At 75.3% G+C, this 23,723-nt stretch carries 21 protein-coding genes; 9 read left to right on the forward strand and 12 right to left on the reverse strand.

The features are described 5' to 3' along the window. Nucleotides 1-123: 123 nt before the first annotated feature. The 3 genes from ACZ6AQ_RS05395 to cdgB all read right to left on the reverse strand — a co-directional run bounded on the left by ACZ6AQ_RS05395 (nt 124) and on the right by cdgB (nt 5,338). The gene (locus tag ACZ6AQ_RS05395) at nt 124-2,259 is read right to left on the reverse strand and encodes a hypothetical protein (protein WP_468757681.1); all 2,136 of its coding nucleotides are present in this window, start codon (nt 2,257-2,259) and stop codon (nt 124-126) included. A 253-nt stretch (nt 2,260-2,512) separates the two neighbouring features. Beyond that, nucleotides 2,513-3,493 carry a CBM35 domain-containing protein gene (locus tag ACZ6AQ_RS05400; RefSeq protein WP_468757683.1) on the reverse strand — a complete coding sequence of 327 codons (981 nt, stop codon included), beginning with the start codon at nt 3,491-3,493 and terminating at the stop codon, nt 2,513-2,515. A gap of 108 nt (nt 3,494-3,601) precedes the next feature. Beyond that, nucleotides 3,602-5,338: a diguanylate cyclase CdgB gene (gene cdgB, locus ACZ6AQ_RS05405; protein WP_468757685.1), complete on the reverse strand. Its 1,737-nt coding sequence runs from the start codon at nt 5,336-5,338 to the stop codon at nt 3,602-3,604. Nucleotides 5,339-5,616: 278 nt separating this feature from the next. Here cdgB and ACZ6AQ_RS05410 point away from each other — a divergent pair, with 278 nt between their 5' ends. Further along, entirely contained in the window at nt 5,617-6,183 is a 567-nt protein-coding gene (locus tag ACZ6AQ_RS05410; RefSeq protein ID WP_468757687.1) for a flavin reductase family protein, read from the forward strand. Between the two features lie 36 nt (nt 6,184-6,219). On the opposite strand, the gene arfB is transcribed toward ACZ6AQ_RS05410, so the two are convergent. Beyond that, nucleotides 6,220-6,657 (reverse strand): alternative ribosome rescue aminoacyl-tRNA hydrolase ArfB, encoded by a 438-nt coding sequence (gene arfB, locus ACZ6AQ_RS05415; RefSeq protein WP_388688598.1) that lies wholly within the window; start codon nt 6,655-6,657, stop codon nt 6,220-6,222. 133 nt (nt 6,658-6,790) lie between these two features. Between arfB and ACZ6AQ_RS05420 the strand changes: the two genes are divergently transcribed. Then, nucleotides 6,791-7,366 carry a TerD family protein gene (locus ACZ6AQ_RS05420; protein ID WP_388688600.1) on the forward strand — a complete coding sequence of 192 codons (576 nt, stop codon included), beginning with the start codon at nt 6,791-6,793 and terminating at the stop codon, nt 7,364-7,366. Nucleotides 7,367-7,527: 161 nt separating this feature from the next. Then, on the forward strand, nt 7,528-8,151 hold the full coding sequence (locus ACZ6AQ_RS05425) for a hypothetical protein (protein WP_468757689.1): 624 nt from the start codon (nt 7,528-7,530) through the stop codon (nt 8,149-8,151). Nucleotides 8,152-8,255: 104 nt separating this feature from the next. On the opposite strand, the gene ACZ6AQ_RS05430 is transcribed toward ACZ6AQ_RS05425, so the two are convergent. Continuing rightward, entirely contained in the window at nt 8,256-9,662 is a 1,407-nt protein-coding gene (locus tag ACZ6AQ_RS05430) for a M1 family metallopeptidase (RefSeq protein WP_468757691.1), read from the reverse strand. A 152-nt stretch (nt 9,663-9,814) separates the two neighbouring features. Further along, nucleotides 9,815-10,354: a GlcG/HbpS family heme-binding protein gene (locus ACZ6AQ_RS05435; protein ID WP_468757693.1), complete on the reverse strand. Its 540-nt coding sequence runs from the start codon at nt 10,352-10,354 to the stop codon at nt 9,815-9,817. Between the two features lie 413 nt (nt 10,355-10,767). Between ACZ6AQ_RS05435 and ACZ6AQ_RS05440 the strand changes: the two genes are divergently transcribed. The 4 genes from ACZ6AQ_RS05440 to ACZ6AQ_RS05455 all read left to right on the forward strand — a co-directional run bounded on the left by ACZ6AQ_RS05440 (nt 10,768) and on the right by ACZ6AQ_RS05455 (nt 14,613). Further along, complete coding sequence (locus tag ACZ6AQ_RS05440; protein WP_468757695.1) at nt 10,768-11,937, forward strand: sensor histidine kinase; 1,170 nt, start codon at nt 10,768-10,770, stop codon at nt 11,935-11,937. After that, on the forward strand, nt 11,937-12,560 hold the full coding sequence (locus ACZ6AQ_RS05445; RefSeq protein ID WP_468757697.1) for a response regulator: 624 nt from the start codon (nt 11,937-11,939) through the stop codon (nt 12,558-12,560). The genes ACZ6AQ_RS05440 and ACZ6AQ_RS05445 overlap by 1 nt, the downstream gene beginning before the upstream one ends. 158 nt (nt 12,561-12,718) lie before the next feature. Further along, entirely contained in the window at nt 12,719-13,930 is a 1,212-nt protein-coding gene (locus ACZ6AQ_RS05450; RefSeq protein ID WP_468757699.1) for an FAD-dependent monooxygenase, read from the forward strand. Between the two features lie 182 nt (nt 13,931-14,112). Further along, the gene (locus ACZ6AQ_RS05455) at nt 14,113-14,613 is read left to right on the forward strand and encodes a hypothetical protein (protein WP_468757701.1); all 501 of its coding nucleotides are present in this window, start codon (nt 14,113-14,115) and stop codon (nt 14,611-14,613) included. Between the two features lie 58 nt (nt 14,614-14,671). Here the strand turns inward: ACZ6AQ_RS05455 and ACZ6AQ_RS05460 are convergent, their stop codons facing one another. Continuing rightward, nucleotides 14,672-15,352, reverse strand: coding sequence for a pentapeptide repeat-containing protein (locus tag ACZ6AQ_RS05460; RefSeq protein ID WP_468757703.1), 681 nt, complete (start codon nt 15,350-15,352; stop codon nt 14,672-14,674). A 73-nt stretch (nt 15,353-15,425) separates the two neighbouring features. Beyond that, nucleotides 15,426-16,418: a GlxA family transcriptional regulator gene (locus ACZ6AQ_RS05465; RefSeq protein ID WP_468757704.1), complete on the reverse strand. Its 993-nt coding sequence runs from the start codon at nt 16,416-16,418 to the stop codon at nt 15,426-15,428. A 235-nt stretch (nt 16,419-16,653) separates the two neighbouring features. On the opposite strand from ACZ6AQ_RS05465, the gene ACZ6AQ_RS05470 reads away from it, so the two are divergent. Both ACZ6AQ_RS05470 and ACZ6AQ_RS05475 read left to right on the forward strand, forming a co-directional pair. After that, complete coding sequence (locus tag ACZ6AQ_RS05470) at nt 16,654-17,061, forward strand: hypothetical protein (protein ID WP_468757705.1); 408 nt, start codon at nt 16,654-16,656, stop codon at nt 17,059-17,061. Nucleotides 17,062-17,180: 119 nt separating this feature from the next. Then, the gene (locus ACZ6AQ_RS05475; protein ID WP_468757707.1) at nt 17,181-18,191 is read left to right on the forward strand and encodes a zinc-binding dehydrogenase; all 1,011 of its coding nucleotides are present in this window, start codon (nt 17,181-17,183) and stop codon (nt 18,189-18,191) included. 13 nt (nt 18,192-18,204) lie between these two features. On the opposite strand, the gene ACZ6AQ_RS05480 is transcribed toward ACZ6AQ_RS05475, so the two are convergent. From ACZ6AQ_RS05480 to ACZ6AQ_RS05495, 4 genes are all read right to left on the reverse strand, one after another. Continuing rightward, nucleotides 18,205-18,588 (reverse strand): hypothetical protein, encoded by a 384-nt coding sequence (locus ACZ6AQ_RS05480; protein ID WP_468757708.1) that lies wholly within the window; start codon nt 18,586-18,588, stop codon nt 18,205-18,207. A 9-nt stretch (nt 18,589-18,597) separates the two neighbouring features. Next, entirely contained in the window at nt 18,598-19,080 is a 483-nt protein-coding gene (locus ACZ6AQ_RS05485; protein ID WP_468757709.1) for a GNAT family N-acetyltransferase, read from the reverse strand. 180 nt (nt 19,081-19,260) lie between these two features. Then, nucleotides 19,261-20,856: a hypothetical protein gene (locus ACZ6AQ_RS05490; RefSeq protein WP_468757710.1), complete on the reverse strand. Its 1,596-nt coding sequence runs from the start codon at nt 20,854-20,856 to the stop codon at nt 19,261-19,263. Nucleotides 20,857-20,903: 47 nt separating this feature from the next. Continuing rightward, nucleotides 20,904-23,693, reverse strand: a complete 2,790-nt coding sequence (locus ACZ6AQ_RS05495; protein ID WP_468757711.1) for a hypothetical protein — start codon at nt 23,691-23,693, stop codon at nt 20,904-20,906. Nucleotides 23,694-23,723 lie beyond the last annotated feature (30 nt).

Raw genomic sequence — 23,723 nt, forward strand, 5'->3', positions numbered from 1 at the left:
CTCGGAAGGACGGTGAGGGGGACGGATCCGACGGGCGGCGCCCGTGGTGCGTGTACGGCTGCGCGGCCGTGGCGGGCGATGCCCGCCACGCGCGTCCAGGCGCCGTTTCCTCGGCGTACGGCGTCAGGAGTAGTTGTCGAACCGGGTCGTCTCACCCGCGTAGAGCGGTGTGGGCGCGTCCCGGCGCAGCGGCTCGTCCCAGGACCCCGTGGACCGGTAGAGGGCCGAACCGTCCGGTCCGACCGCCAGCAGGTCTCCACTGAGCCCGCCGGCCGTCGGGCCGGTGGCGACGAAGTGGGTGTACGCGTTCCAGCCGCCGCCGATCCTCGTGCGCGGCCCGAAGGTACCGTTGCCGAGGCCGGGGTACGCCCAGAGGACGCCGTCCTTGTCACGGGCGACGAGGTCTCCGGCGGGCGTCCCGGCCAGGTCGCCGGTGGCGACGATCCGGTTGTAGACGCCCCACCCGGTGCCGATCTGCTTCCGGTCGCCGAGCGGGGCGGCGGCGTTCCCGGTGCCGGGGTAGAGCCAGAGGCCGCCGGACCTGTCGGTGGCGAGCACGTCGGGCTTCCCGTCGGAGTTCAGATCGCTGCCGCCGGTGATCCTGTCGTAGACGCCCCACCCGGTGCCGACCCTGATCCGGGGGGCGAAGGCGCCGTCCCCCTTGCCCTGGTACAGCCAGAGCTCCCCGCTGCTCCGGTCGCGGGCCAGGAGGTCGCCGGTCGCCGAGCCGCCGAGGTTGCCGGTCGCCTCGATCCGGTCGTACGCCTGCCAGCCGCCGCCCAGCGAGGTGCGCGAGACCGGGCGGAGCGTGTTGTCGGGGAACGGCGGGCGGTGCGTGTCGTCCCGCCAGAGCCGGCCCGCCGTGTCCCTGGCGAGGATGTCCGGCGAACCGTTGTCGTTGAAGTCGTGCGGGGCGGCCCTGCGGATCAGGTCGAACGCGCCCGAGGCGTGGACCGGTGCGCCGATCCCGTTGAGCGGGGTGGCGGTGAGTTCCCACGTGTAGGCGCCGCTGGGACCGGCGGCGCCGTCCATCTCGCCCCTCCAGTGGAGGTACGGGGGGCCGCTGTACGGCCGCCAGGCGATGTCCACGCGCCGCGTCAGCCCCGTGGCGGTGTGCCGGAGGGTCCACTCCAGGCGTACGTTGTCACGCGACATCTCCCACGTGAAGTAGGCGTCGTCGTTCCCCTCGCCGAAGACGACCTCCTTCGGCGCGGTGGTCGTCGGCTCGCCCAGTTCGGCGGACTCTCCGCTGCCGGCCAGGAACGTGGCGGAGGGGACGCCGTCGGGACCGGACGAGATCCGGTAGAGGCCCTCGCCGTGCTCCTTCGACCCGCCGCGCACCAGGAGCGTGCCGTCCGGTGCGGCGGCCCAGGACGTGCTGTGGTCCAGCAGCTTCACCGTCCGGCCGTCCCCGTGGTACGCGGTCAACGGGACCAGGTCGGGCGAGGTGGCGTAGGCGAGGCCGTCGGGGTTCGAGGCGAGCACCCAGTCCCCCAACAGCTCGACGTCGGCCTTGCCCCCGGTCCCCAGCGGCTTCTCCGTGACGGTCCCGGTCTCCCTGTCGACGAGACTGATCCCGACGGGTTCGCGCTGGAGGGAACGGCTCACGACGAGGGTCGTGTCCGAGAGGGCGGCGTGGTCGATCCCCCCGGGGAACCGGTGGGTCCCGGTGACCTTCGCCGTGGCGGTGTCGATCACCGCCAGCTGCGCGCCGTAGTCGAGGTACACGGCGACCGCGCCGCCGGTGCTCGCCGCGACGGGCCTCAGGTCGGGGAACGCGGGCAGGCCGGTCACCCGGCGGTCCACGATCCGGCCGTCCACCGTGCTGACCAGGTGGACCTCGCCTCCGGTCAGGAGGACGAGGGACGAGCCGCTGATCCCCAGGTACTGGTAGGCGATGCCCCGGCCGGAGAGGTCGATCGTGACGGGCTCGGCGCCGGTGTCGAGGTCGCGGAGCTGGTAGACGCCCGGGGACTTCTGGGCGACCAGGGTGCCCCGCTGCCAGCCCAGCGCCTCGACCCGGGTCGTCGATCCGTCGGCGAAGCGTGTCCAGCGGAGCCCCTCGGCACTCTGGGTCAGGAACCCGGTCGCTCCGGCGCTGACGATCCGGCTCTGCCGCGGGAAGGTCAACTGGTCCTGCTGCCCGGCCGGGACGGAGGAGGGCGTGACGGCGGTCGCGGGTGCGGCGGCGGCCGTGCCGACGGTCAGCGCGAGGGCCACGGCGACGGCGGCCGCCAGGACGGTGTCCGTGCGAAACACGATGAACTCTCCCCTTGGTCCGTGAGGACGCGGTGCGCGTCACGTGCCAACAGACCCCGGCGCGAAGGGAAGGGTTGTACGGAAACGATCCATCTGTTCGGTGAACGGACCGGCGGAGGGGGCCGTCCGGGGGCGCCACCACCGTCGCCGGCCCCCGCTCCGCCCGCCTCGCGTCGGCGCGGACCCCCCCGCGCGGAAAGACGGGGGCCCCGTGGAAGACGTGCTTCCCGGGGCCCTCGGAGTGTCACGCGCGTCAGCCCTTGCCGGTGTGTCCGGCCTCCAGGTAGACCTGGTCCAGGATCGCGTCGCAGGAGTTGCCCGCCTCGCAGGAGATCTTGAGCGAGTTCGAGCCCTTGTCGAGCTTCACGTAGGCGTAGGTGTAGGTCCACCCCTTCTCCCAGTCGCCCTCGGCGGCCTTCGCGAAGTTGGACATGTTGACCTCGCGGGGCGCCGCGCCGTTGACCGTCAGGGAGGTCTTGGCGTCCTTGCCGGGCACGCTGTACGTGATCCGGAGCGTGTAGTCGCCGCTCTTGGGCACGTCCACGGACCAGCTCGCGGAGCCGCCCGCGCCGTTGAAGGTGACGTAGGCGCCGCCCGGACCCTTCGCGCCCTTGACGGCCGTGTCGAGCTTCGCGGGGCCGCCGAGCTGGAGCGTGGCCGCGTCCTGGCGCGGCAGGTCGGCCGGGGTCGGCGAGGCCGAGGTGGGGTCGCCGCTCGGCGTCTCGACGGGCCGGGAGGAGGAGACCGGCGGGGGCGTGACGCCCTCGGCCCCGTTCTTCTTCCCGTCCTCGCCCTTGCCCGTGTTCGTGATCACCGCGGCCGCGATGCCGATCACCACGACCGCGACGACCGCGACCGCGCCGATCAGCAGACCGCGGGTGTTGGGGCCCCGGCCGGAGCCGCCGCGCTGCGGGGGCGGGGTCGGACGGGGCTGCTGCCGGCCGCCGTAGGTCTCGGGCGCGGCGTACTGCGCCTGCGGCTGGCCGTACGGTCCCTGCTGCTGCGGCGGCACGTACGGCTGCGTGTGCTGCTGACCGCCGTACTGGCGCTCGCCGACCGTTCTGACCTGGTTGTACGAGGTCCGGGGCACGCCGGGCTGGGCGGGCGCGGGGCCGGGGTAGCCGTAGCCGCCGCCCTGCGGGGGCTGGGCACCCGCTGCCTGGCCGTCCGCGTACAGGTAGCCGAACGGATCGTCGTCCTCGGGCTTGTTCGCGCCGTCGTTACCGGCAGCCATCCGGGTCATCCTCTCCATGCTCGCCAGCCGTCGCCGACCGGCCGAGCCTACCCCGAACGGACCATCGGCCGACCCGGGCCCTCGCCCCGCCCACGCCCGGCGCGTACGTCAGCCGGCCCGGCGCTGGACCTTGGCGCGGGAGCGCTTCTCCACGTACATGCGCTGGTCGGCGGAGTTCAGGACCTCCTCCACGGACATCCCGCACTCGGCCCAGCCGATGCCGAAACTGGCGCCGACCCGGACCGCCCGCCCGTCCACCCGGATGGGCGGGATGATCGCGTTGCGGAGGCGTACGGCCAGGTCGGCGGCGTCGGCCGCGCCGAGGCCGTCGGCGAGGACGACGAACTCGTCACCGCCGAGCCGGGCGACGGTGTCCCCGTCCCGGACGCCGGTGGTGAGGCGGCGGGCCACCTCGATGAGGACGGCGTCGCCGGTGTGGTGGCCGAAGCGGTCGTTGATCGACTTGAAGCCGTCGAGGTCGCAGAAGAGGACCGCGAGCCCCTTGGCGCCGTCGTCCGTCTCGCCGCCCGGGGGCGCCGTCATGTGGACGTGGTGGTCGTAGGACCCGGAGCCCCCCACCGGCTCGAAACCGAAGCCGTGCTCGTGTTCGTACGGCTCGTAGGGCTCGTACGGCTCGCGCTGTTCGTACGGCTCGTAGCCGGGGCCGCCGTCGTGCGCGGGGCCGTACCCCGTCCCGTACCCCCGCCCGGCGTCGTACCCGCCGTACGCGGCCTCGTCGCCCGTCGTGCGGGACGCCGGCCGCTCGCAGAGGCGGGCGGAGAGCCGGGAGCGCAGCTCGGCGCCGTTGGGGAGGCCGGTGAGGGCGTCGTGCGAGGCGCGGTGGGCGAGCTGGAGTTCGTGGCGCTTGCGCTCCTCGATGTCCTCGACGTGGGTGAGGAGGAAACGGGGGCCGTCGGTGGTGTCGGCGACGACGGAGTTGCGCAGGGACACCCAGACGTAGGTGCCGTCGCGGCGGGCGAGCCGCAGCTCGGCCCGGCCGCCCTCGGCGGAGGTCCGCAGGAGGGTGCCGATGTCCTCGGGGTGGACGAGGTCCGCGAAGGAGTAGCGGCGCATCACGGAGGCGGGCCGGCCGAGGAGCCGGCACAGGGCGTCGTTGGTGCGCAGGAGCCGGCCGTGCTGGTCGCCGCCCATCTCGGCGATGGCCATGCCGGAGGGGGCGTACTCGAACGCCTGGCGGAAGGACTCCTCGCTGGCGCGGAGGGCCTGCTGCTCCCGTTCGAGCCGGACCAGGGCCCGCTGCATGTTGGAGCGGAGGCGGGCGTTGCTGATGGCGATGGCCGACTGCGAGGCGTACATCTGGAGCGCCTCCTGGCCCCAGGGGCCCGGGTGCCGGCCGTTGCGCGGGCGGTCGACGGATATGACGCCGAGGAGTTCGCGGCCGGAGCCCAGCGAGGGGGAGTACATCGGGGCGTAGAGCCGGTCGTGGGGGTGCCACTCGTCCTCGAAGCGGGGCGCGGGGCCGTCGGTGTGCCACTGGGGGACGTCGTCCTCCAGGAGGACCCAGCCCTCGGTGTGCGGGATGAACCGCAGCTCGCCCCAGGCGACGCCCATGGAGAGGCGGCGGTCCCAGGCTTCGCGGGAGCCGACCCGGCCGGTGATCAGGGCCTCGGCGGCGGAGCTTCCGGCGAAGGCGGCGACGACCAGGTCACCGTCGGGGCGCACGAGGTTGACGCAGGCCAGCTCGTAGTTGAGGCCGGCGACCACGCCGTCCGCGACGGTCTGCAGGGTGTCCGCCAGGCTGCGCGCGGTGTTGAGGTCCGCCACGACCTGGTGCAGCTGCCGCAGGGTCGAGAGACGGACGTAAGGCTCCGACTCGGTCTCCATCGCTCGCTCTCCCCGAGACCTCGACAGCAACTCCAGGGTTCTCATCGACTCGACTTCGTGTTGCACAGTCACGATTCGCAGTGCACTGTCCCCGCCACTGAATCACAGCGAGCTGCGCACCCGGTACACAGGGTCAACAAATACTTCCTCCTGTGACTCAAGTCACAAGCGCCCTCGTGGTGTGCGTGAGCATACGCGGGTCCTAGGACCCCCGGGGGCGGCGTTCTGGTCCCCGGGCCCGAGGCGGGCCCCCGAGGGGGCGGGCTAGCGTCGGGGGCATGTCCCGGAAGACCCTCTCCCCGCCCGTCCCGCCCCCTCCCGCCGTCCCCCATGCTGAGGGGGTGAGCAACGACGAGTTCCGGGCGGCGATGTCCCGCCTCGCGTCGGGCGTGGTCCTGGTGACCGCGCACGATCCCGACGACGGCCCGCGCGGCGAGGACGTCGGCATGACGGCCACCGCCTTCGTGTCGGTCTCCCTCGACCCGCCCCTGGTCCTGGTCAGCCTGCGCAACGGCTCCCGGATGGACGACCTGCTCGCGGAGGTCCCCTGCTGGGCGGTCTCCGTCCTCACCGAGAACCAGCGGCACGTCGCCTCGCGCTTCTCGATGAAGAACCGCGTGAGCGACCGGCTCCTCTTCGCCGACGTGCCGCACACCCGGGGCGGGGCGAGCGGCGCCCCGCTCGTGGACGGCGCCCTTTCGGTCCTGGAGTGCCGCACCGAGAGCCGCGTGGTGGCCGGGGACCACACGCTCGTGGTGGGACGGGTCCTGACGGTGGGCCTGTCGCCGGAGGACGGCAGCGGGCCGCTGGCGTACTTCCGGGGGAGGTACCGGCGGCTGGACTGAGGGGGAGGCGCCGGGGGTTCCGGGGGTTCCGGGGGCTCAGCCCCAGTCGCGGGACTGCCGGGTGCGCTTGGTCTCCGAGCGCTGCTTCTTCTCGCGCAGCCGGCGCTCGTTGATGCCGCGCGGGATCTTCGTCGGCCGGCGGGGCTTCGGCGGCGGGGCCGTCGCCTCGGCGAGGAGGGCGGCCAGGCGGACCGCCGCCGTCTCGCGGTTGCGCCACTGGGAGCGGTGCTCCGAGGCGCGTACGGTCACGACCCCGTTGACCAGGCGGGAGGCGAGGCGCTCCAGGGCGCGGGCCTTCCACACGGCGGGGAACGCCTCCGTGGCCGCGAGGTCGAAGCGGAGTTCCACCTGCGAATCGCTGGTGTTGACGTGCTGTCCGCCCGGACCCGACGAACGCGAGAAACGCCACTGGAGCTCGGCCTCGGGGAGCGAGACGGAGCCGCGGACGGGATAGGGACCGGACATGCTCCCCATGTTCCCCGTACGGGGCCGTTGGAGTCATCCTCATTTCCCTCCCGGCCGCACGGGAACCGACGGACGGCCGCGCGCGTTCCTCCAGGCGACAGCAGCACGACGCACACGCTGAACGCGATGAAAGGGACTTTCCATGGCTGTGAGCCTGTCCAAGGGCGGCAACGTCTCCCTGACCAAGGAGGCCCCGGGCCTCACCGCCGTCACCGTGGGCCTCGGCTGGGACGTCCGCACCACCACCGGCACCGACTTCGACCTCGACGCCTCCGCGATCGGCGTGGACGCGGGCGGGAAGGTCGTCTCCGACGCCCACTTCGTCTTCTTCAACAACAAGTCCACGCCGGACCAGAGCATCGTCCACACCGGTGACAACCGCACCGGCGAGGGCGGCGGCGACGACGAGCAGATCAACGTCAACCTCGCGGCCCTCGCGCCGAACGTCGACAAGATCGTCTTCCCGGTCTCCATCTACGACGCGGTCGCCCGCTCGCAGAACTTCGGCCAGGTCCGCAACGCGTACATCCGCGTCGTGAACCAGGCCGGCGGCGCCGAGATCGCCCGCTACGACCTCTCCGAGGACGCCGCCACCGAGACCGCCATGGTCTTCGGCGAGCTGTACCGCAACGGCGCCGAGTGGAAGTTCCGCGCCGTCGGCCAGGGCTACGCCTCGGGCCTGGAGGGCATCGCCCGGGACTTCGGCGTCAACCTCTGACACCCGGCCGGCCCCGCGCCGGCACCCGGACGCCGGTTCCGGAACCACGCTCGTGGTTCCGGAACCGGCGTCTTCCTTTTTCGCGTCGCCGCCCTCCCCGACCGGTCGCATCGTCCTATAACGTGCCTCCTTCGATCATCTGAACGACCCGTGGGGGGCCGATGTACGACACCCATGCCTGCGACGACGCCGACGACACCGGCAGAGGCGGCAGGAGACCCGGAGGCACCGGAGCGGGAGGGCACGGGGGCGGGGGGCCCGCCGTACCGCACCGCCACGGACCCGGGACCCGGACGGGCCGGCTGGTACGGCGGACGCTGACGGGCCTGGCGCTCGTGGGCCTCACCGTCGCCTGCGGGCCCACCGCGGCCGACGGTTCCGCCGCACCGCCGCCGGTCTCCACCACGGCCTCCGCGTCGCCGACGCCCGGCCCCACCACCGCGGAGCCCACCACACCGGCCCCGACGACCGCGGCTCCCACCACCGCGGCCCCCGCGGCCACCACCGCGGCGCCCGCGCCCGCGAAGGCGAAGCCCACGACCCAGGCGCCGGCGGAGCCGACGGCGACCCGGGCCCCGAGGCCCACCACGCACGCCCCCGCGCCGAAGCGCACGACCGAGGCGCCGGCGGCCGAGGCCACCTGCGAGATCGTCTCCAACGCCGGGAACTGCTACAGCGCCGGCCAGTTCTGCCGGAAGTCCGACCTCGGCAGCTCCACGCACGCGGCCAACCGCCGCGTGATCCGCTGCGTCATGGACGGCGACCGCGCCCGCTGGACGTACTGAGTCCGGACCGCGACCGGGCCCGTCGGCACGTCCGGCGGGCCCGGTGGCACGTCCGGCGGGCCCGGTGGCGGACCTGACGGATCCGGTCGCGCGTCCGGCCGGTCTCAGGGGCGCTCCGGCCGGCCGTCGCCGTACAGCCAGACCTCCCACAACGCGCCGAGGTCCCGCCCGGCGGCCTTCTCCGCGTAGGCCGTGAAGTCCGCCGTGGAGGCGTTGGCGTACCGGTGTTCCTCCGCCCAGCCGCGCAGGATCCGGTCGAAGGTCCCGTCCCCGACCGTCTCGCGCAGCTTGTGCAGGACCATCGCGCCCCGCTGGTAGACGGGCGGGTCGAAGAGGTTCTCGGCGGAGGGCGGGGCGGCCGGCGGGAAGGCCCAGTTGTCCCGCTCCGCGAAGGCCCGTTCGAAGGAGGTGCGGGCGGGCACCTTCTCGTACTCCTCCTCGTACAGCCACTCCGCGTACGTCGCGAAGCCCTCGTTCAGCCACAGGTCCCGCCAGCCGGCGGGCGTCACCGAGTTGCCGAACCACTGGTGGGCCAGTTCGTGGACGAGGGTCGTCCGGTCGAAGGAGGTGACCGGGAAGACGGGCCGGGTCTGGGTCTCCAGGGCGTAGCCGGGAGCCCCGTTCCCGAGGACGACCGCCCCGGCGGCCGAGAAGGGGTACGGGCCGAAGCGCCGTGCCTGCCGGTCGAGGATCACGGGGATCTCGGCCCGCAGTGCGGCGCTGTCCGCCGCGACCGCCGGTTCGGCCGCGGTCAGGACGGGCACGGAGCCGAGGGCGGTCGCCGTCCCCGTCTCGTACCGGCCGATCGCGACCGTCGCGAGGTAGCTCGCCATCGGCTCGGGCGCGTGCCAGGTGGTGGTGACGCGTCCGTCCGCCTCCGTCCGCCGGGCGGTCCGGACCCCGTTGGAGAGGGCTTCGACCCCGGCGGGGACGGTGAGCGCGATGTCGTACGCGGCCTTGTCCGAGGGGTGGTGGTTCCCGGGGAACCAGGTCATGGAGCCGGTCGGCTCGCCGACCGCGATCGCCCCGTCCCCGGTGCGCAGCCAGCCCTCCCGGGAGCCGTCCGCGTCCGTGACCGGTTCGGGCACGCCCCCGTACGTGACGGTGGCGCGGAACTCCGTGCCCTTGCGGACCTCCTCGCGCGGGCGGAGCGTCAGTTCGTTCCCGGCCCTGTGGTACGCGGCGGGGGTGCCGTCCACGCTCGCGCCGCCGACCACGAGCCCCGACAGGTCGAGGTTGAACGCGCTGAGGTCCTGGGTGGCGACGGCGGTGAGGACGGCGGTGCCGTCGAGCCGCCCGGTCCCCGGGTCGTAGGCGAGGGTGAGGGCGTAGTGCCGTACGTCGTAGCCGCCGTTCCCCTGCTTCGGGAAGTACCGGTCCCGGAGGCCGGCGGCCCCCGGGGTGCCCCGGACCCCGCCGGTGGCCCCGGTGCAGGCGGCCGCGAGCAGCGCGAGCGCGGTGAGGACGGCGGCGAGGGGGGCGGCGGCTCCGGTCCGGCTGCGCTGGGTCACGCACCGATCCTAAGCAGCCGCTTCCGGCGGGGCCGGGTGGGAACGCCCGAGTGGGGAGGGGGCGCCTTCCACGGGGTGAGAGCGAGCGGCTTGCGCGGGGCGGGAGCGCCCGGCGGGGGGGTCCGGGCGCCCTCACCGTTCCCGGGGCGTCCTCACCTGCCGAGGGAGGCGACGCCGGCCTGGGCGAACTTCTCGTCGAGGTCACCGGAGGGAGCGCCCGCGACGCCGATGCCCGCGACCGGCGCGCCCTTGGCGGTCACCGGGGCGCCGCCGGCGAGGAAGAGGGTGCCGGGGATGTCCTTGAGGGTGGGAACGTTGGCGAGGCGCTTGACCAGCTCGGAGGTCGGGGCGTTCCAGGAGACGGCGGTGTACGCCTTCTTCACGGCCGACTCGTACGACTGCGGGCCCGCGCCGTCGCCGCGCAGGGTCACGAGGGTGTTGCCGTTGCGGTCGACCACGGCGACGGAGACGCGCTGGTTCTCCTTCTGGGCCGCCTTGAGCGCCGCCTGCGCGGCCTTCGTCGCGGCCTCGACCGTCAGGTGCGTCGACTGCTGGAGGTTGCCGTTGCCGGCGTCGGCGCGGACCGCGACGGCGGGGGCGGCGGCCGGGGCGGTGGCGTTCGCCGAGACCACGCCGAAGGTGCCGGCGGCGATGACGGCGGCGGCGGTGGCACCGAAGAGGATCTTCTTCATGGGGAACTCCGTGGGACGGGCCGTGAGGCGGTGGACCGGATGGTGGACCGGGTGAGGGACCGGGCGGTGACGACGGACGATCCGTCCGTCCGTCCCGCTCCGGTATCCATCCTGTGGCCGCCGCCGGGACCGCCCGGTCCACGTTCCGGCTGTCCTGCGGACGCCCACCGGTGGACGGCCGGGTCAGCCGATCGGCTGATGCGGGACCGGTCCTGTCGGGCCACGATGAAGGCGCGTCCCCGGGCGGGCCCGGCGGCCCGGCGGCCCGGAGCCGCACCGGGGCGGCGGAACGGCGCCGCCGGAGCGGATGATGGGACGACGTGGCGCGGACGGCAGAACGGCGCGGACGGTGAAGCGGCGCGGACGGCAGAACGGCGCGGACGGCAGAACGGCGCGGAGAGAAGGACGGAACCATGGAGCGGGACCCGGACGCCCGCCGGCTGGCGTGGATCATGCACACCGCGTTCTTCCTCCTGCTCGGCGCCTCGCTCGCCCGCTTCCTGCTGCGGCACGGCTGGGAGGCCCGCAGCCCCTGGATCGTCGTCCTCACCGGCGCGCTCGCCGCCCTCTACCTCCTCGGCCCCGTCCTCGGCACCCGCGCCACCCCCCGCCGGATCGCCTGGCTGGGCACGGTCGTCGCCGTCTGGGTCGTCCTCGTCGTCCTCGCACCCAGCTTCGCCTGGTGCGCGGTGCCGCTCTTCTACACGGGGCTGCGGACCCTCCCGCCGCGCGCCGCGCTCGGCCTGGTCGCCCTGCTCACCGTGTTCGTGGTCTTCGCCCAGGTGCAGCTCTCGCACGGCGGGTGGGACCCGAACCTGATCGTCGCCCCGCCGGCCGTCGCCGCCCTCGCCACCGGGGTGTTCGTCCACTCCCAACGGCAGGCCGGGCGCCAGCGGGACCTCATCGACGACCTGATCCGCACCCGGCGCGAACTCGCCGCCACCGAGCGCCGCGAAGGGACCCTCGCCGAGCGCCAGCGGCTCTCCATGGAGATCCACGACACCCTGGCGCAGGGCCTCTCCAGCCAGCAGATGCTGCTCCAGGCGGCGGACCGCCTCTGGGAGGCCGACCCGGCGACCGCCCGCCGGCACGTCCGTACCGCCGAGGCCGTCGCGGAGCACAACCTCGCCGAGGCCCGCCGGTTCGTCCACGACCTCGCGCCGGCCGACCTGGCGGGGGGCGCCGGCCTCGAAGAGGCCCTGCGGGGGCTCGCCGCCCGCGAGTCGGCCGCCTTCCGGGTCGACGGGGCCCCCGTGCCGCTGCCGGACCGCACCCAGTCGGCGCTGCTGCGGATCGCGCAGGGCGCCCTCGCCAACATCCGCGAACACGCCGCCGCCGACTCGGCCGCCGTGACCCTGACGTACCTGGACGACCAGGTGGTCCTGGACGTCGCGGACGACGGGCGCGGCTTCGACCCCGGGGAGAAACCGGGCGGGGTGCGCGGTCACGGGCTGCCCGCGATGCGGGTGCGGGCCCGGCAGCTCGGCGGCACCCTGACGGTCGAGTCCACCCCGGGCGAGGGCACGGTGCTCTCCGCCGCGATCCCGCTGAGCCCGCCGCCCCCGCTCCCCCAGGAGTCGTGATGTCCCCCGTACGCATCCTGCTCTGCGACGACCACGCCGTCGTCCGCGCCGGACTGCTCGCCCTGCTCGGCAGCGCCCCCGACATCGACGTCGTCGGGGAGGCCGGCAGCGGCGAGGAGGCCGTCGCCATGGCGGCGAAGCTGAAGCCGGACGTGGTCCTCATGGACCTCCAGCTCGGTCCGGGCATCGACGGCGTCGAGGCGACCCGCCGCATCGCGCCGACCGGCGTCCACGTCCTCGTCCTCACCACGTACGACACGGACGCCGACATCACGCGGGCGATCGGGGCGGGCGCCACCGGCTACCTCCTGAAGGCCGAGCGGCCGGAGGAGCTGTTCGCGGCCGTCCACGCCGCCGCGCAGGGCCGCACCGCCCTCTCCCCGCCGGTCGCCGGCCGGGTCATGGACCGGATGCGGGGCGCGGCGGGGCCGACCCTCACCGACCGGGAGCGGGACATCCTCGGGCAGCTGGGGCGGGGGCTCGGCAACCGCGAGATCGCGCGGACCCTGTTCATCAGCGAGGCGACGGTGAAGACCCACCTCGGGCGGATCTACACCAAGCTCGGCGTCGACACGCGGGCGGGAGCGGTGGCGGTGGCGAAGGAACGCCGGCTGCTGCCGTAGGCCGCCGTCGCGGGCCCCCGGCCACCGCCGTCCGCTCCTCCGCCGCGACGGCTCGGAGGACGGTCCCGGCGCCGTTCCCGGCGTGTCACCACCCCCGCTGCTACCGTGCGTTGCCTTCCGACCGCACGGTGTCACACTCAGTTCCAGGGGGAGCGCCCATGAAGCTCGCGATCGTCGGCGGCGGTCCCGCCGGCCTCTACCTCTCGGTCCTGCTGAAGCGGCGGGACCCGTCCCACGAGATCGTCGTGTACGAACGGAACGCGGAGGGCTCCACCTACGGCTGGGGCGTCACCTACTGGGCCGGACTCCTCGACAAGCTGCGCGCGGGCGACCCGGAGTCCGCGCGGGCGGTCGCGGACGCCTCCGTGACCTGGACCGACGGGGTCGCGATCGTCCGCGACGAGCGGACCGTCCACCACGGCGACGCGGGCTTCGGCATCGGACGGCGGCGGATGCTCGCGCTCCTCGCGGACCGCGCCCGCGCACTCGGCGTGCGGATCGAGTTCGAGCACGCGGTCACCGGCCCCGACGCGCCCGAACTCGCGGGCGCGGACCTCGTCGTCGCCGCCGACGGGGTGAACAGCGCGCTCCGCGAGGCGTACGCGGACCACTTCGGCAGCCGGGTCACGAACGGCCGCAACCCGTACGTCTGGCTCGGCACGACCAAGGTCTTCGACTCGTTCAGCTTCGCCTTCAAGGAGACCGCGCACGGCTGGATCTGGTGCTACGCCTACGGCTTCAGCGGCGAGCGCTCCACCTGCGTGGTGGAGTGCTCCCCGGAGACCTGGACCGGTCTGGGCCTCGACGCGCTCGGGGAGGCCGACAGCCTGCGCCTCCTGGAGAAGGTCTTCCACGACCTCCTCGACGGGCACGGGCTGATCGGCCGGGACCGGGCCGACGACCCCGCCCGGTGGCTCACCTTCCGCACGCTCACCAACCGCGTCTGGCACCGGGGCAACCTGGTCCTGCTCGGCGACGCCGCCCACACCACGCACTACTCGATCGGCGCGGGCACCACCCTGGCCCTGGAGGACGCGCTCGCCCTCGCGGACGCCCTGGCCCCGTCCGCGCCCCGGGACCTCGACACGGCCCTGACCCTGTACGGGAAGCGGCGCCGCGCCGAACTCCTCTCCGCCCAGAGCGCCGCCCGCTACAGCGCCCGCTGGTACGAGGACCTGCCCCGCTACATGTGCCTGGAGCCGGCCCGCATGTTCGCCCTCCTCGGGCAGCGCCACTCCCCCCTCCTCCCCCACGTCCCCCCGCAGCTCTACTACCGCCTCGACCGCGCCGCCGACCGCCTGGAGTCCCTGCGCCGCCTCAAGCGCTGGCTGGGCCCGAGGGTGGCCAGGGCGGTGCACGGCCGGCGGTGAGGAGGACGGCCCGTCCGGCGCGCGGCCGGTGCGGAGGAGGGCGGCCCGTTCGGGCGGCCCCGGCGTACGGGGCGGGGCGCCGCTCCCCGCGTACGGGTGTCGGGCGCCGCTCCCCGCGCACGGCTGCCGGCCGCCGCTCCTCGCGTACGGGCCCGGCCCCGCCCCGTGACACCATCGGTTCCGTGCTCGACATCGGCTACTCCCTCTCGCGTCGCTTCCCCGACCCCCCGCAGACCGACTACCGCCGCGCGGACGTCCACGCGCTGCGGCACGACCTGTTCTGCGGGGACGTGTACCTCGCGGACACCGAGACGGACCGGGAGGTGTCCACGGCCTGGGGATGGGTGCCGGTCCTCGACTTCGCCTGGGCGCTCTGCGACATCGTGGAACAGCTCGACCGGGATCCGCGCGGCAGCCGGGCCGCGCAGCCGCAGTACGCGGAACTCGACTTCACCGAGTCCACGGACCGGATGCTCTTCGAGCGCCGTTTCGGCTGGGTGGAGGTCGAGGCCGACTGGATGCCGGGCGACGAGCCCCCGGTCACCTTCAACCACGCCGAGCTGCGCCGCGAGGCGCGCGACTTCCTGCACGACCTGATCGCCGACCTCACGGACATGCACGAGGGCCTGGCCGACAACCCGGCCGTCTGGTCCCTCCAGGCCCGCTTCCCCCGCCTGCCGTGACCCGGCCGGGGGCGGCCCCCGGAGGAACCGGGGGCCCGAGGGGGCCGGACCCCGGGCCCTACCCCTCCACCCGCACCCCCAGCCGCGCCGCCAGCACCGGCGCCAGGTCCAGGAGCTGGGAGGCCGAGATCACGGCCCCCGCCAGGGACTCCACCCCGCGCGTGATCTCCAGGCGCGGGACCCCCCGCAGATCCACGTCCTTCAGCCGCGCGCCCGTGAAGTCGGCGTCCGTCAGGACGCAGTCCACGAACTCGACCCGTTCGAGGACCGCGCCCCCGAAGTCCGGCTCGCTCAGCACGCACCCCTCGAAGACGACGTCCCTGAGCCTCGCGGACCGCAGGTTCAGGTAGTCGCTCTTGCCGCCCCGCACCACGACCCGTTCGAGCACGGCCCCGTGCAGCTGCGCCCCGCCGAGCCGCGCGTCCACGACCTCCACGTCCCGCAGCCGCGCCCCCGCGAGGTCGGTCCCCACCCCCCGCACCCCGCTCAGCACCGAGTCCAGGAAGCGCGCGTTCGCCAGCCGCGCGCCGTCGAGGCCGCACGCGCGCAGCGCGCAGTCCAGGAACCGGGCCCCCTCCCCCGACTGTCCGGCCAGGTCGAGCCCGGACAGGTCGAGGCCGTCGTAGTCCCCGTCCGGCTCCAGTCCGCCCCCGTAGGGCTCCAGGGGCGGCAGCCGCACCTCCGGCCGCCGTGCCCCCGGCACCTTCCTCTTCCGTGTCGTCGCCCGGTGGTTCGCCATCACCCCATGGTGGGGTACGCCACTGACAACGGCCTCGTGCGGCGGACGCCACGCGCACGACGGACCGCGCGCGTCACAGGCGCCGGCCGCCCCGCCCGCCCCGGGCCGGGCGCATCGCCGCCCGGTAGCGGGACGGGGCGGTCCCGAACCGTTCCGAGAACGCCTGCCGCAGCGCCTCGGCGCTGCCGAAGCCGCAGCGCGCCGCCACGCCCGCCACCGGCAGCGTCGTGGTGGCGAGCAGCTGCGCGGCGGCCTCGGTGCGGGCCCGCCGGACGTAACGGCCCGGCGCGCTGCCCAGCTGCTCCGTGAAGAGCCGGGTGAGGTGACGGGGCGTCACCCCGGCCCGCGCGGCCAGCGCCGCCGTGCTCAGGTCGTCGTCCGGGTGGGCCGCGATGTGCCCGACGAGCGCGCGGACCACGTCGTCACGGGCCGGCGGGACCGCGGTGAACAGGCTCATCTGCCCCTGGTTGCCGGGCCGTTGCAGGTACACCACGAGGTCCCGGGCCACCTGGCGGGCCAGTTCGGGACCGTGGTCCTCCTCGACGAACGCGAGGGTGAGGTCCAGGGCGCTCGTCACCCCGGCCGCCGTGTAGACGTGACCGTCGCGGACGTGGATCGGGTGCGGGTCCACGGTCACCTCCGGGTGCCGCTCGGCGAGCGGGCGGGCGAAGCGCCAGTGGGTGGTCGCCCGCCGGCCGTCCAGGAGCCCGGCCGCCGCCAGGACCCCCGCGCCCGTGCACACCGACGCCACCCGCCGGCTCTCCCGCGCCAGCCGGCGCACGTGCCCGACGAGCCGCGCGTCCGACGCCGCCCGCTCGTACCCCGTGCCGCCGGAGACGATCAGCGTGTCGAGGGGTCCGGTCAGCCGCTCCAGCGACCGCTCGCTGCGCAGGACGAGCCCCGAGCCGCAGACGAGGGGGCCGCCGCCCGGACCGGCGAGGAGCACCCGGTACGGGACCTCGGGCGCGCCGATCCCGTTGGCCATGGCGAGGGTCGTGGTCACGCACGCGATGTCCAGCAGTTCGGCCGCCTCGTAGCCGACCACCACCATGAGCCTCTCCGCCATGCGCCGACCCTATGCCGGAAGGACGGGTACCCCAAGGGAACGGACAGGGCGCCGGACGCCGCTTCCCGCCGGCCCGGACGCTCCCGGACAGTGGGCCCCGCCCCATGCGCCCGTACGTCCGTACCCGGCCGTACGTCCGCGCCCGTACCCGTACCCACGTCCGTGACCGTTCCCCCGGCCGTACCCGTACCCACGGCCGCACCCACTCGTACACCCGCACGCGGGAGGCACCCGGATGCACACGCTCGCGCACCGCCGGCCCACTCTGATCGCCCTGGTCCTGGCGGGCCTGACCTTCGTCGACGGCCGGCCCGCGCCGGAGTTCCTCGCGGGGGTCCTCGCCGCGATGCCCCTGTTCTACCTGCTCTTCGGCGCGTTCCGGGGCGAACTGCGCCGCCCCGGCGTCCTCGCCGGACAGCTCGCCGGCCTCGTCGGCTTCGCCGCCGTCGCCCTGTCGGCCGTCCTCCTGGACGGCGCCACCGCCCTGCTCGTCCTCGCGGCCGGCTGGCTGGGCCACGCCGTCTGGGACGCCGTCCACTACGCGAGGGACCGGGTCGTCCCCCGCCCGTGGTCCGAGTGGTGCGGCGTCTTCGACGCCTGCGGCGCGCTGGCCCTGCTGCTCGCGGTGGCGGTCACCGGTTAGCGCAGACACGGCCGCGGCCCCGGAGCGGGCACCCGGGAGTCCGCGCGGAAGACGCCTTGACCTCAAGGGCGCTTGAGGTCGGAGGCTTTCCGTACCAGCACGGACGACAAGGGAGCCCCATGCGCGCCATCCGCCTCCACGCCTTCGGTCCCGCCGGGAACCTCGCGTACGAGGAGGTCCCCGACCCCGTCCCGGGGCCCGGCCAGGTCCGCGTCCGGGTCGCGGCGGCCGGGGTGCACCTCCTCGACACGGTGCTCCGGGAGGGCGGTACGGGCCCCTTCCCGGCGCCCGCCGCACTGCCCACGATCCCCGGCCGCGAGGTCGCCGGCACGGTCGACGCCCTCGGCGGGGGCACCGACCCGTCCTGGCTCGGCAGGCGGGTCGTGGCCCACCTCGGCACGGCCCCCGGCGGGTACGCCGAACTCGCCGTCACCGACGCCGCCCGGCTCCACGCCCTGCCCGGCCGCCTGGGCGAGGCGGAGGCCGTCGCCATGATCGGCACCGGACGCACGACCCTGGGCATCCTCCGGTTCACGGACCTCGGCCCCGAGTCGGTCGCGATCGTCCCGGCCGCGGCGGGCGGCATCGGCACCCTGCTCGTCCAGTACGCCAAGAACGCGGGAGCCACCGTCGTCGGCCTCGCGGGCGGGCCCGCGAAGACCGCGCTGGTCCGGGAGAACGGCGCCGACCTGGCCGTCGACTACCTGGAACCCGGCTGGCCGGAGCGGGTCCGCGCGTACCTGGACGGGCCCCTCGGCGGACGCGGGGCCACCGTCGTCTTCGACTCGGTCGGCGGCGACACCGGCCGCGCCGCCGTGGACCTCCTCGGCAAGGGCGGACAGCACCTCGTCTTCGGCTGGTCCGGGGCCGGCCGCCTCGGCGGCGGACCGCTCGCCTTCACACCGGGGGAACTGGCGGAGCGCGGCATCACTTCGGAGTCCGTCCTCGGCCCGGTGATGATCGAGAGGGCGGGCGGCGACATCCGGACCCTCGAACGCGCCGCCCTCGCCGCCGCGACCGCCGGCACCCTCCGCCCGGCGGTCCACCGCTTCCCCCTCGCGCACGCGGCGGAGGCCCACCGCGCCCTGGAGAACCGGGGCACGACGGGCAAGGTGGTCCTGATCCCGTAGACGGCGTACGGGGTCAGACGGCCCCGACCACGTCCCAGGAGTGCGCCTTGAACTCCTTCAGGAAGTCGGGGTGGTCCTCCCACATCCGGGCGACGGAACGCAGCACGTCCCAGTTGTGTTCGAGGGCCTGGTCCACGACCTGCCGCAGCTCCGGGGCCGTCGACCGCTTCTCCACGAGACCGCCGACGGCCGACGCGGCCTGCACGGTGTAGCGGGTGGCCCGCAGCGCCCGGGAGGTGTCGTCCATGCCGAAACCGTGGTCGCTGCCGTTCGCGGGGTCGAAGAGCGGCGTCAGCCGCGCCTCGATGAAACCGGTGATCCGCCGGAACCGCTGCTCGATGTCGTTGGGGTCGTTGGGGTCGTTGGGGTCGTTGTGGTCGCTGTGCTCGTTGTCCATGGCCCTTTCCTACACTCCCGCCGCACCGCCGAGCTCCGCCAGGGCCCCGTCCGTCAGCCGGTACACCGTCCACTCGTCCTGCGGGCGGGCGCCCAGGGACTCGTAGAAGCGGATCGAGGGCTCGTTCCAGTCCAGGACCGACCACTCCAGGCGTTCGTAGCCGCGCTCGGTACAGAGCCGGGCCAGTTCGCGCAGCAGGGCCTTGCCGTGGCCGCCGCCCCGGGCCTCCGGGCGGACGTACAGGTCCTCCAGATAGATGCCGTGGACTCCGCGCCAGGTCGAGAAGTTGAGGAACCAGAGCGCGAAGCCGACCGGCTCGCCCGCCTCCGACTCCGCGATGTGCGCGTAGGCGGCCGGTCGCTCGCCGAACAGCGCCTCGTGGAGCTGTTCGGGGGTCGCGCGGGCCTCGTGGAGGGCCTTCTCGTACTCCGCGAGGTCGCGGACCATGGCGTGGATGACGGGGACGTCGGCGGGTGTGGCGGTACGGATCATGGGGCCAGGGTGCCCCGGACCGGGCCTCCGCGACCAGGGGGATTCACATGCCGGGACCGGACCCCGGGCCCCTCGGCCCCGCCGCTCCCGCAGGAGCCGCGCGACCGCGACCCGCCCGGCGACCGGGGACGGGCGCGCCGGCCGGTGCGCCCGTCCCCTCGTCCCGCGGCCGGGGCCGGGTCAGGAGGCCGTGCAGTCGACGCGGACCGGGGCCACCGCCGCGTGGCGGTTGTTCGCGCCGCTGCCCCGGTTGTCGAGGACGACGGAGATCTTGTTGTTCGTCACCGGGAAACGGCCGGCGGAGACCCACTTGCCCAGGTGCGAGGGCTGGTTGATCTCGAAGGTGCCGGCGACGGCGTCCTTGCTCTGGGAGAAGGAGCCGTACACCGTGTAGTGGGCGGGAGTGCCGCCCACGTACGAGATGTCGCGCACGTTGGGGATGAACACCTGCACCGCGCAGGTGCCCTTCTGGACCGAGCCGGTGGTGAACTTCCACTGCGCCCAGATGCCGTCGGACCGCGAGCTGCCCGACATCGGCATGCTGTAGTAGAGGCCGCTGCAGCCGTACGAGGTGGTGCTTCCCCAGCTCTTCCGCCAGCCCTCGTCGCCGTCGGTGTACATGTCGCCGACGGCGAAGCCCGGGGTGTTGCAGCCCAGGCCGATGAGGTGGTTGTACGTGGCCGCCGCCGGGGCCACCGGGGGCTTGGGGGTGGACGAGGACCGGTTCGGCGCGGGCTGGTTCGGGGCGGGCCGGTTCGAGGCGGGGGCACCCCCGGCCGGGGCGGTGGGGGTGGTCCTCGCGGTGCCGGGGACGTTCGGAGCGGTGGTCTTCGGGGAGCCGGGGGCGCGCGGGGCGTCGGTGGCGCGCGGGGCGCCGGCGGGGTCCGTGCCGCCCGTGCCGACCTCGTGGATGCCGCCGATCGGCCCGAGGCCCTTCACGTCCTTGACGGGGCCCGGGGCCCGGCCCGGTGTCCCGCCGGCGTTCTTGCCCGACGCCGGGCCCGGAGCATCGAGCTGCTGCTCGCTGGGGACGATGCCGGTTCCGGTGCCGTCGGGGTTCATCGTGCTGCCCGCCGGGCCGCCCGCGATCGACGGGCGCGGCTTCTCGTCGGGGCCCGAGACGAGGAAGGGCACCCCGATCAGCACCAGGCCGCCGAGAAGCGCGGCGGCGATCATCGGCTTGTTGGGACGGCCCAGGGGCGGCACGGTCTCCGTGTCGGCGGAGGGGCGGGGGACGGCCGTGGCCGTGGCCGTCGTCGAAGCCGCGGACGTGGCCGTGGCCGTACTCGTGCTCGTGCTCGTGCTCGTGCTCGTGCTCGTGCTCGTGCTCGTACTCGTGGCCGTCGCCGAAGCCGCAGACGTGCTCGCGGTCGTGCTCGCGGTCGAAGCCGCGGACGTGGCCGTGGTGGGGGCGGTTTCCGCCACGGGGCTCGTCCCCGTGGCGGTGCCGGTCGCCGTCCCGGCCCTCGCCCCGGCCGGCGCCGGGGAGGGACCCGGCGCGGTCGCCGTCCGTGCGGCCGTCCCGGTCTCCGGAGCCGCCGCGGCGACGGTCGTCGCGGTCCCGGCGGTTGCGGTCCCGGCGGTTGCGGCGGCGGTGGCCGTGGCCGTGACGGCGGCCGGAGCGGTCCCGGCCGCCGCGCCGCCGCTCGTGGCGCGCGGGGCGGCGGGGAACAGCCCCGTGGACGGCTCCTCGCTCAGGACGGCCAGTGCGGCCGCGCGCGGCACGGGAGAGGCCCCGGCGCTCTCCCCTGCGGGGGTGGTCTCTCTGCTGGTCATGGCTGCTCTGCCTTTCTCGACGGGAAAGAGGTGCGCGGGGCACCCGCTCAGCGGGGCGGCGGGACGTGGAGGAACGGGCCGGTGCACCGGTCGGGCCAGGGCGCCGCCCCCGTGGAGCCCGGACGGCCCGCGACGGCGTCGAGCCGCTCCAGGACCCCGGCCGAGGGGGCCCTGAACCGCCCGGCGTCCGGCGGGAGTTCGGCCAGCAGGACGCGTGCGGGCAGTTCGGCGTCGGCCTCGTGCCGGGCCAGCACCGTGAACTCCGTACCGGTGGCGAAGAGGGCTTGCACGCCGCTTCCGTCACGGGACAGGACCGAGGTGCGCCGGGCGGTCGTCGGCCTGATGACGTAGCGGACCCGGTCCGGAGGCGGCAGGGGCGCGCCCGGCGCCTCCAGGTGCACCGCGTCCAGCGGCGCGTCGCACGAGAGCACCGCTCCCGGGACGACCTCGTCCGGTACGGAGGGTTCCGCGGCGGCCCGTACCAGGGTGCCCCGCAGCGCGGGCAGCCGGCGCAGCCCGGCCGCCAGGCAGCCGGCGTACGGGCGCAGCTCCTCGTCCCCGGCGGCGAGGGCGCGCGCGCCGAACGGGTCCTCGGGCGCGGAGGAGAGGTACAGGCGTACGGCGATCAGGTCCGCCCGCACCGCGTCCTCGTCCGCCCCGCGCAGCGCGGGCATCCGGATCAGCGCCTGTCCGACGGGCCCGCTGTGCTCCTCCCAGACCTTCGCCGCCAGCTCCCGGAACGCCCGCCGGTCCGGTTCCCCGGCCGACTCCTCCCGCAGCCGGCGCGTGCGCCTCACCGAGGCGGGGACGGCAGCGGGTGCGGAGAGGGAGGGAGGGGAGGGAGGGGAGGGAGGGGAGGGAGGGGAGGGACGGGGAGAAGGGGAAGGACGGGAAGGGGGAGAAGGGGGCGCGGTCACGGGAGCGGGTGCGGGGGACGCGGGGGACGCGGTGGGCGGGGCGGGCACAGGCACGGGTGCGGGTGCGAGTGCGAGTGCGGGTGCGGAGACGGCTGATACGGCCGTGACCGCCGGGGCCGCCGAGGTCGCCGAAGAGGTCGCGACCGCCGGAGGGGCCGGGGCGGGAGGGGCCGGGACGGGGGCCGGTGCAGGGACGGGGCCCGGTGCCGGGACCTGGAGCGGGTCCGGCACTCTGCCGGGCCGCGCGTCCGGTTCCGGCTCCGTGCCCGGCTCCGTACCGGCTTCTGTGCCCGTGCCCGTACCCCCGTGCGCGTCCTGTTCCGTCGTCGGTGGCAGGGCTGCGGGGGCCGTGGCCGGTTCCTCGGATGCCCCGGGCGCCTCCGGGTGGGGGACGGCCGCCAGGGAGAGGCCCGCGCGGACCGCGAAGCGGCGCAGGGCGGCGACCGCCTCCGGCCCCGCCTCCCCGGAGACGGCGAGTTCGGCGTGGGCGCGGGCCGCCGGGGCGAGGGCGGCGACGAGCGCCGACAGATCGCGCAGGGTCGCCGCGCGAACGGCCTCACCGGCCAGACAGTCCGACGCGATCTCCACCCGCAGGACGCGCGGTTCGCCCGCCCGGTCCCGGACCTCGGCGGGCGGCTCGCCCGTGGGGCCGATCCAGAGGCCGGAGCGGACGGCCACCGCACGGGCCCCGGAGGGCATCCGCAGGGTCGCGGGTTCCGGCTCCGGGACTCCCGCCGATTCCGGGAGCGTCCAGGCGGTGGGGCGGGGCACGGGGCGGGAGCCGTCGGCGGCGAGGGGGAAGCAGAGGAGGGCGGCGAGGGGCGCGGGCCAGGCGAACTCGCCCTCGGCGGAGACCAGTCGGACGGTTTCCACGGGCGCCCCTGTCCCGTCCCGGTCCTCGGCCCCGCCGCCCCCGGACGGCTCGGACGGTTCGGACGGCTCAGCCGGTTCGGTGGCGAGCGGAAGGCCCAGGGTCACCTCCAGCTCCGTGCCGAGGAGGTCGCACACCTCCTCCGCCAGCGCGGTCGCGTCGCGCCCGTCCACCGGGACGAGCCGCAGCGTACGGCGCACCTCGGACGGCAGGGAGACCAGGAGCGTGGCCAGGTCCTCGGCCGCGACCGGCTCGGCGCGCGGCGCGCCCAGCAGGACGGCGGGACGGTCGGGGTGGACGGCGACGGCGTAGGCCGGTTCGTCGGGGCGGGGCGGGGCGGAGTCCGCCGGGGCGAGGGCGAGGCCGGCGGGCACGGCGCGGACGACGCTCCCGCCGACCGGCCCCAGCGGCACCCTGGCCAGGGCGCGCTGCCAGCGCGGTGCGGGCAGCCGGGCGCCCAGCGGCTCCGGGGCCTCCCCGGGTGCGAAGCGCCACCAGCCGCCGCCGGGGGTGGCGGGCTCGGTGACGTAGAGCAGGCCGCCGGGGGCGAGGACGGCGGGCGCGTCCGGGGCCTCCAGGGTCACGTTCCAGGCGTCGGCGAGGCGCTGGGCCAGCGGTCCGTCCTCGCCCGCCGGGGCGGCGGCACCGGAGAGGACGAGACGGAGCGACAGCGGTTCCTCGTCACGCAGCCGGGCGAGCAGCGCGCCGAGTTCCCCGCCGAGGTTCCCGGCGGCCGCCTGGGGGACGTCGACCACGACGGCGGGCCGCCGGGGATCGGCGGGCAGCGCGCGCACGAGGGCGCGGACCGGTGAGTCGGGGGCGGCCGAGGAACGCAGGAGGTACCGGTGGGGGAAGTCGTCCCGCACGGTGTGCGGCGCCTCCGGTGCCGCTCCTCCGGAGGCCCCGGCGGGAGCCGTCCCGGGGGCGGGCGCGGCGGGTTCCGCGACGGCCGGGGCAGGGGCGTTCCGGCGGCGGGTGAGTCTCCGCAGCAGCCCTCCCGGCCGGTCGTCCGGAGCGCTCTCCACCCGTTCGCCGCCACCCTGTCGCATGCGCCCTCCCCTGTTCGGTGGCTCCGATTC

This window comes from Streptomyces sp. NPDC041191, from assembly GCF_055591945.1.

Bases quoted from the DNA above. Each gene is read 5' to 3' on its own strand.
- ACZ6AQ_RS05425 (WP_468757689.1), top strand. From the start codon at position 7,528: ATGTACGACACCCATGCCTGCGACGACGCCGACGACACCGGCAGAGGC.
- ACZ6AQ_RS05440 (WP_468757695.1), top strand. From the start codon at position 10,768: ATGGAGCGGGACCCGGACGCCCGCCGGCTGGCGTGGATCATGCACACC.
- ACZ6AQ_RS05480 (WP_468757708.1), bottom strand. From the start codon at position 18,588: ATGGACAACGAGCACAGCGACCACAACGACCCCAACGACCCCAACGAC.
- ACZ6AQ_RS05465 (WP_468757704.1), bottom strand. From the start codon at position 16,418: ATGGCGGAGAGGCTCATGGTGGTGGTCGGCTACGAGGCGGCCGAACTG.
- ACZ6AQ_RS05475 (WP_468757707.1), top strand. From the start codon at position 17,181: ATGCGCGCCATCCGCCTCCACGCCTTCGGTCCCGCCGGGAACCTCGCG.
- ACZ6AQ_RS05495 (WP_468757711.1), bottom strand. From the start codon at position 23,693: ATGCGACAGGGTGGCGGCGAACGGGTGGAGAGCGCTCCGGACGACCGG.
- ACZ6AQ_RS05420 (WP_388688600.1), top strand. From the start codon at position 6,791: ATGGCTGTGAGCCTGTCCAAGGGCGGCAACGTCTCCCTGACCAAGGAG.
- ACZ6AQ_RS05400 (WP_468757683.1), bottom strand. From the start codon at position 3,493: ATGGCTGCCGGTAACGACGGCGCGAACAAGCCCGAGGACGACGATCCG.
- ACZ6AQ_RS05450 (WP_468757699.1), top strand. From the start codon at position 12,719: ATGAAGCTCGCGATCGTCGGCGGCGGTCCCGCCGGCCTCTACCTCTCG.
- arfB (WP_388688598.1), bottom strand. From the start codon at position 6,657: ATGGGGAGCATGTCCGGTCCCTATCCCGTCCGCGGCTCCGTCTCGCTC.
- cdgB (WP_468757685.1), bottom strand. From the start codon at position 5,338: ATGGAGACCGAGTCGGAGCCTTACGTCCGTCTCTCGACCCTGCGGCAG.
- ACZ6AQ_RS05470 (WP_468757705.1), top strand. From the start codon at position 16,654: ATGCACACGCTCGCGCACCGCCGGCCCACTCTGATCGCCCTGGTCCTG.
- ACZ6AQ_RS05410 (WP_468757687.1), top strand. From the start codon at position 5,617: ATGTCCCGGAAGACCCTCTCCCCGCCCGTCCCGCCCCCTCCCGCCGTC.
- ACZ6AQ_RS05435 (WP_468757693.1), bottom strand. From the start codon at position 10,354: ATGAAGAAGATCCTCTTCGGTGCCACCGCCGCCGCCGTCATCGCCGCC.
- ACZ6AQ_RS05445 (WP_468757697.1), top strand. From the start codon at position 11,937: ATGTCCCCCGTACGCATCCTGCTCTGCGACGACCACGCCGTCGTCCGC.
- ACZ6AQ_RS05490 (WP_468757710.1), bottom strand. From the start codon at position 20,856: ATGACCAGCAGAGAGACCACCCCCGCAGGGGAGAGCGCCGGGGCCTCT.
- ACZ6AQ_RS05485 (WP_468757709.1), bottom strand. From the start codon at position 19,080: ATGATCCGTACCGCCACACCCGCCGACGTCCCCGTCATCCACGCCATG.
- ACZ6AQ_RS05460 (WP_468757703.1), bottom strand. From the start codon at position 15,352: ATGGCGAACCACCGGGCGACGACACGGAAGAGGAAGGTGCCGGGGGCA.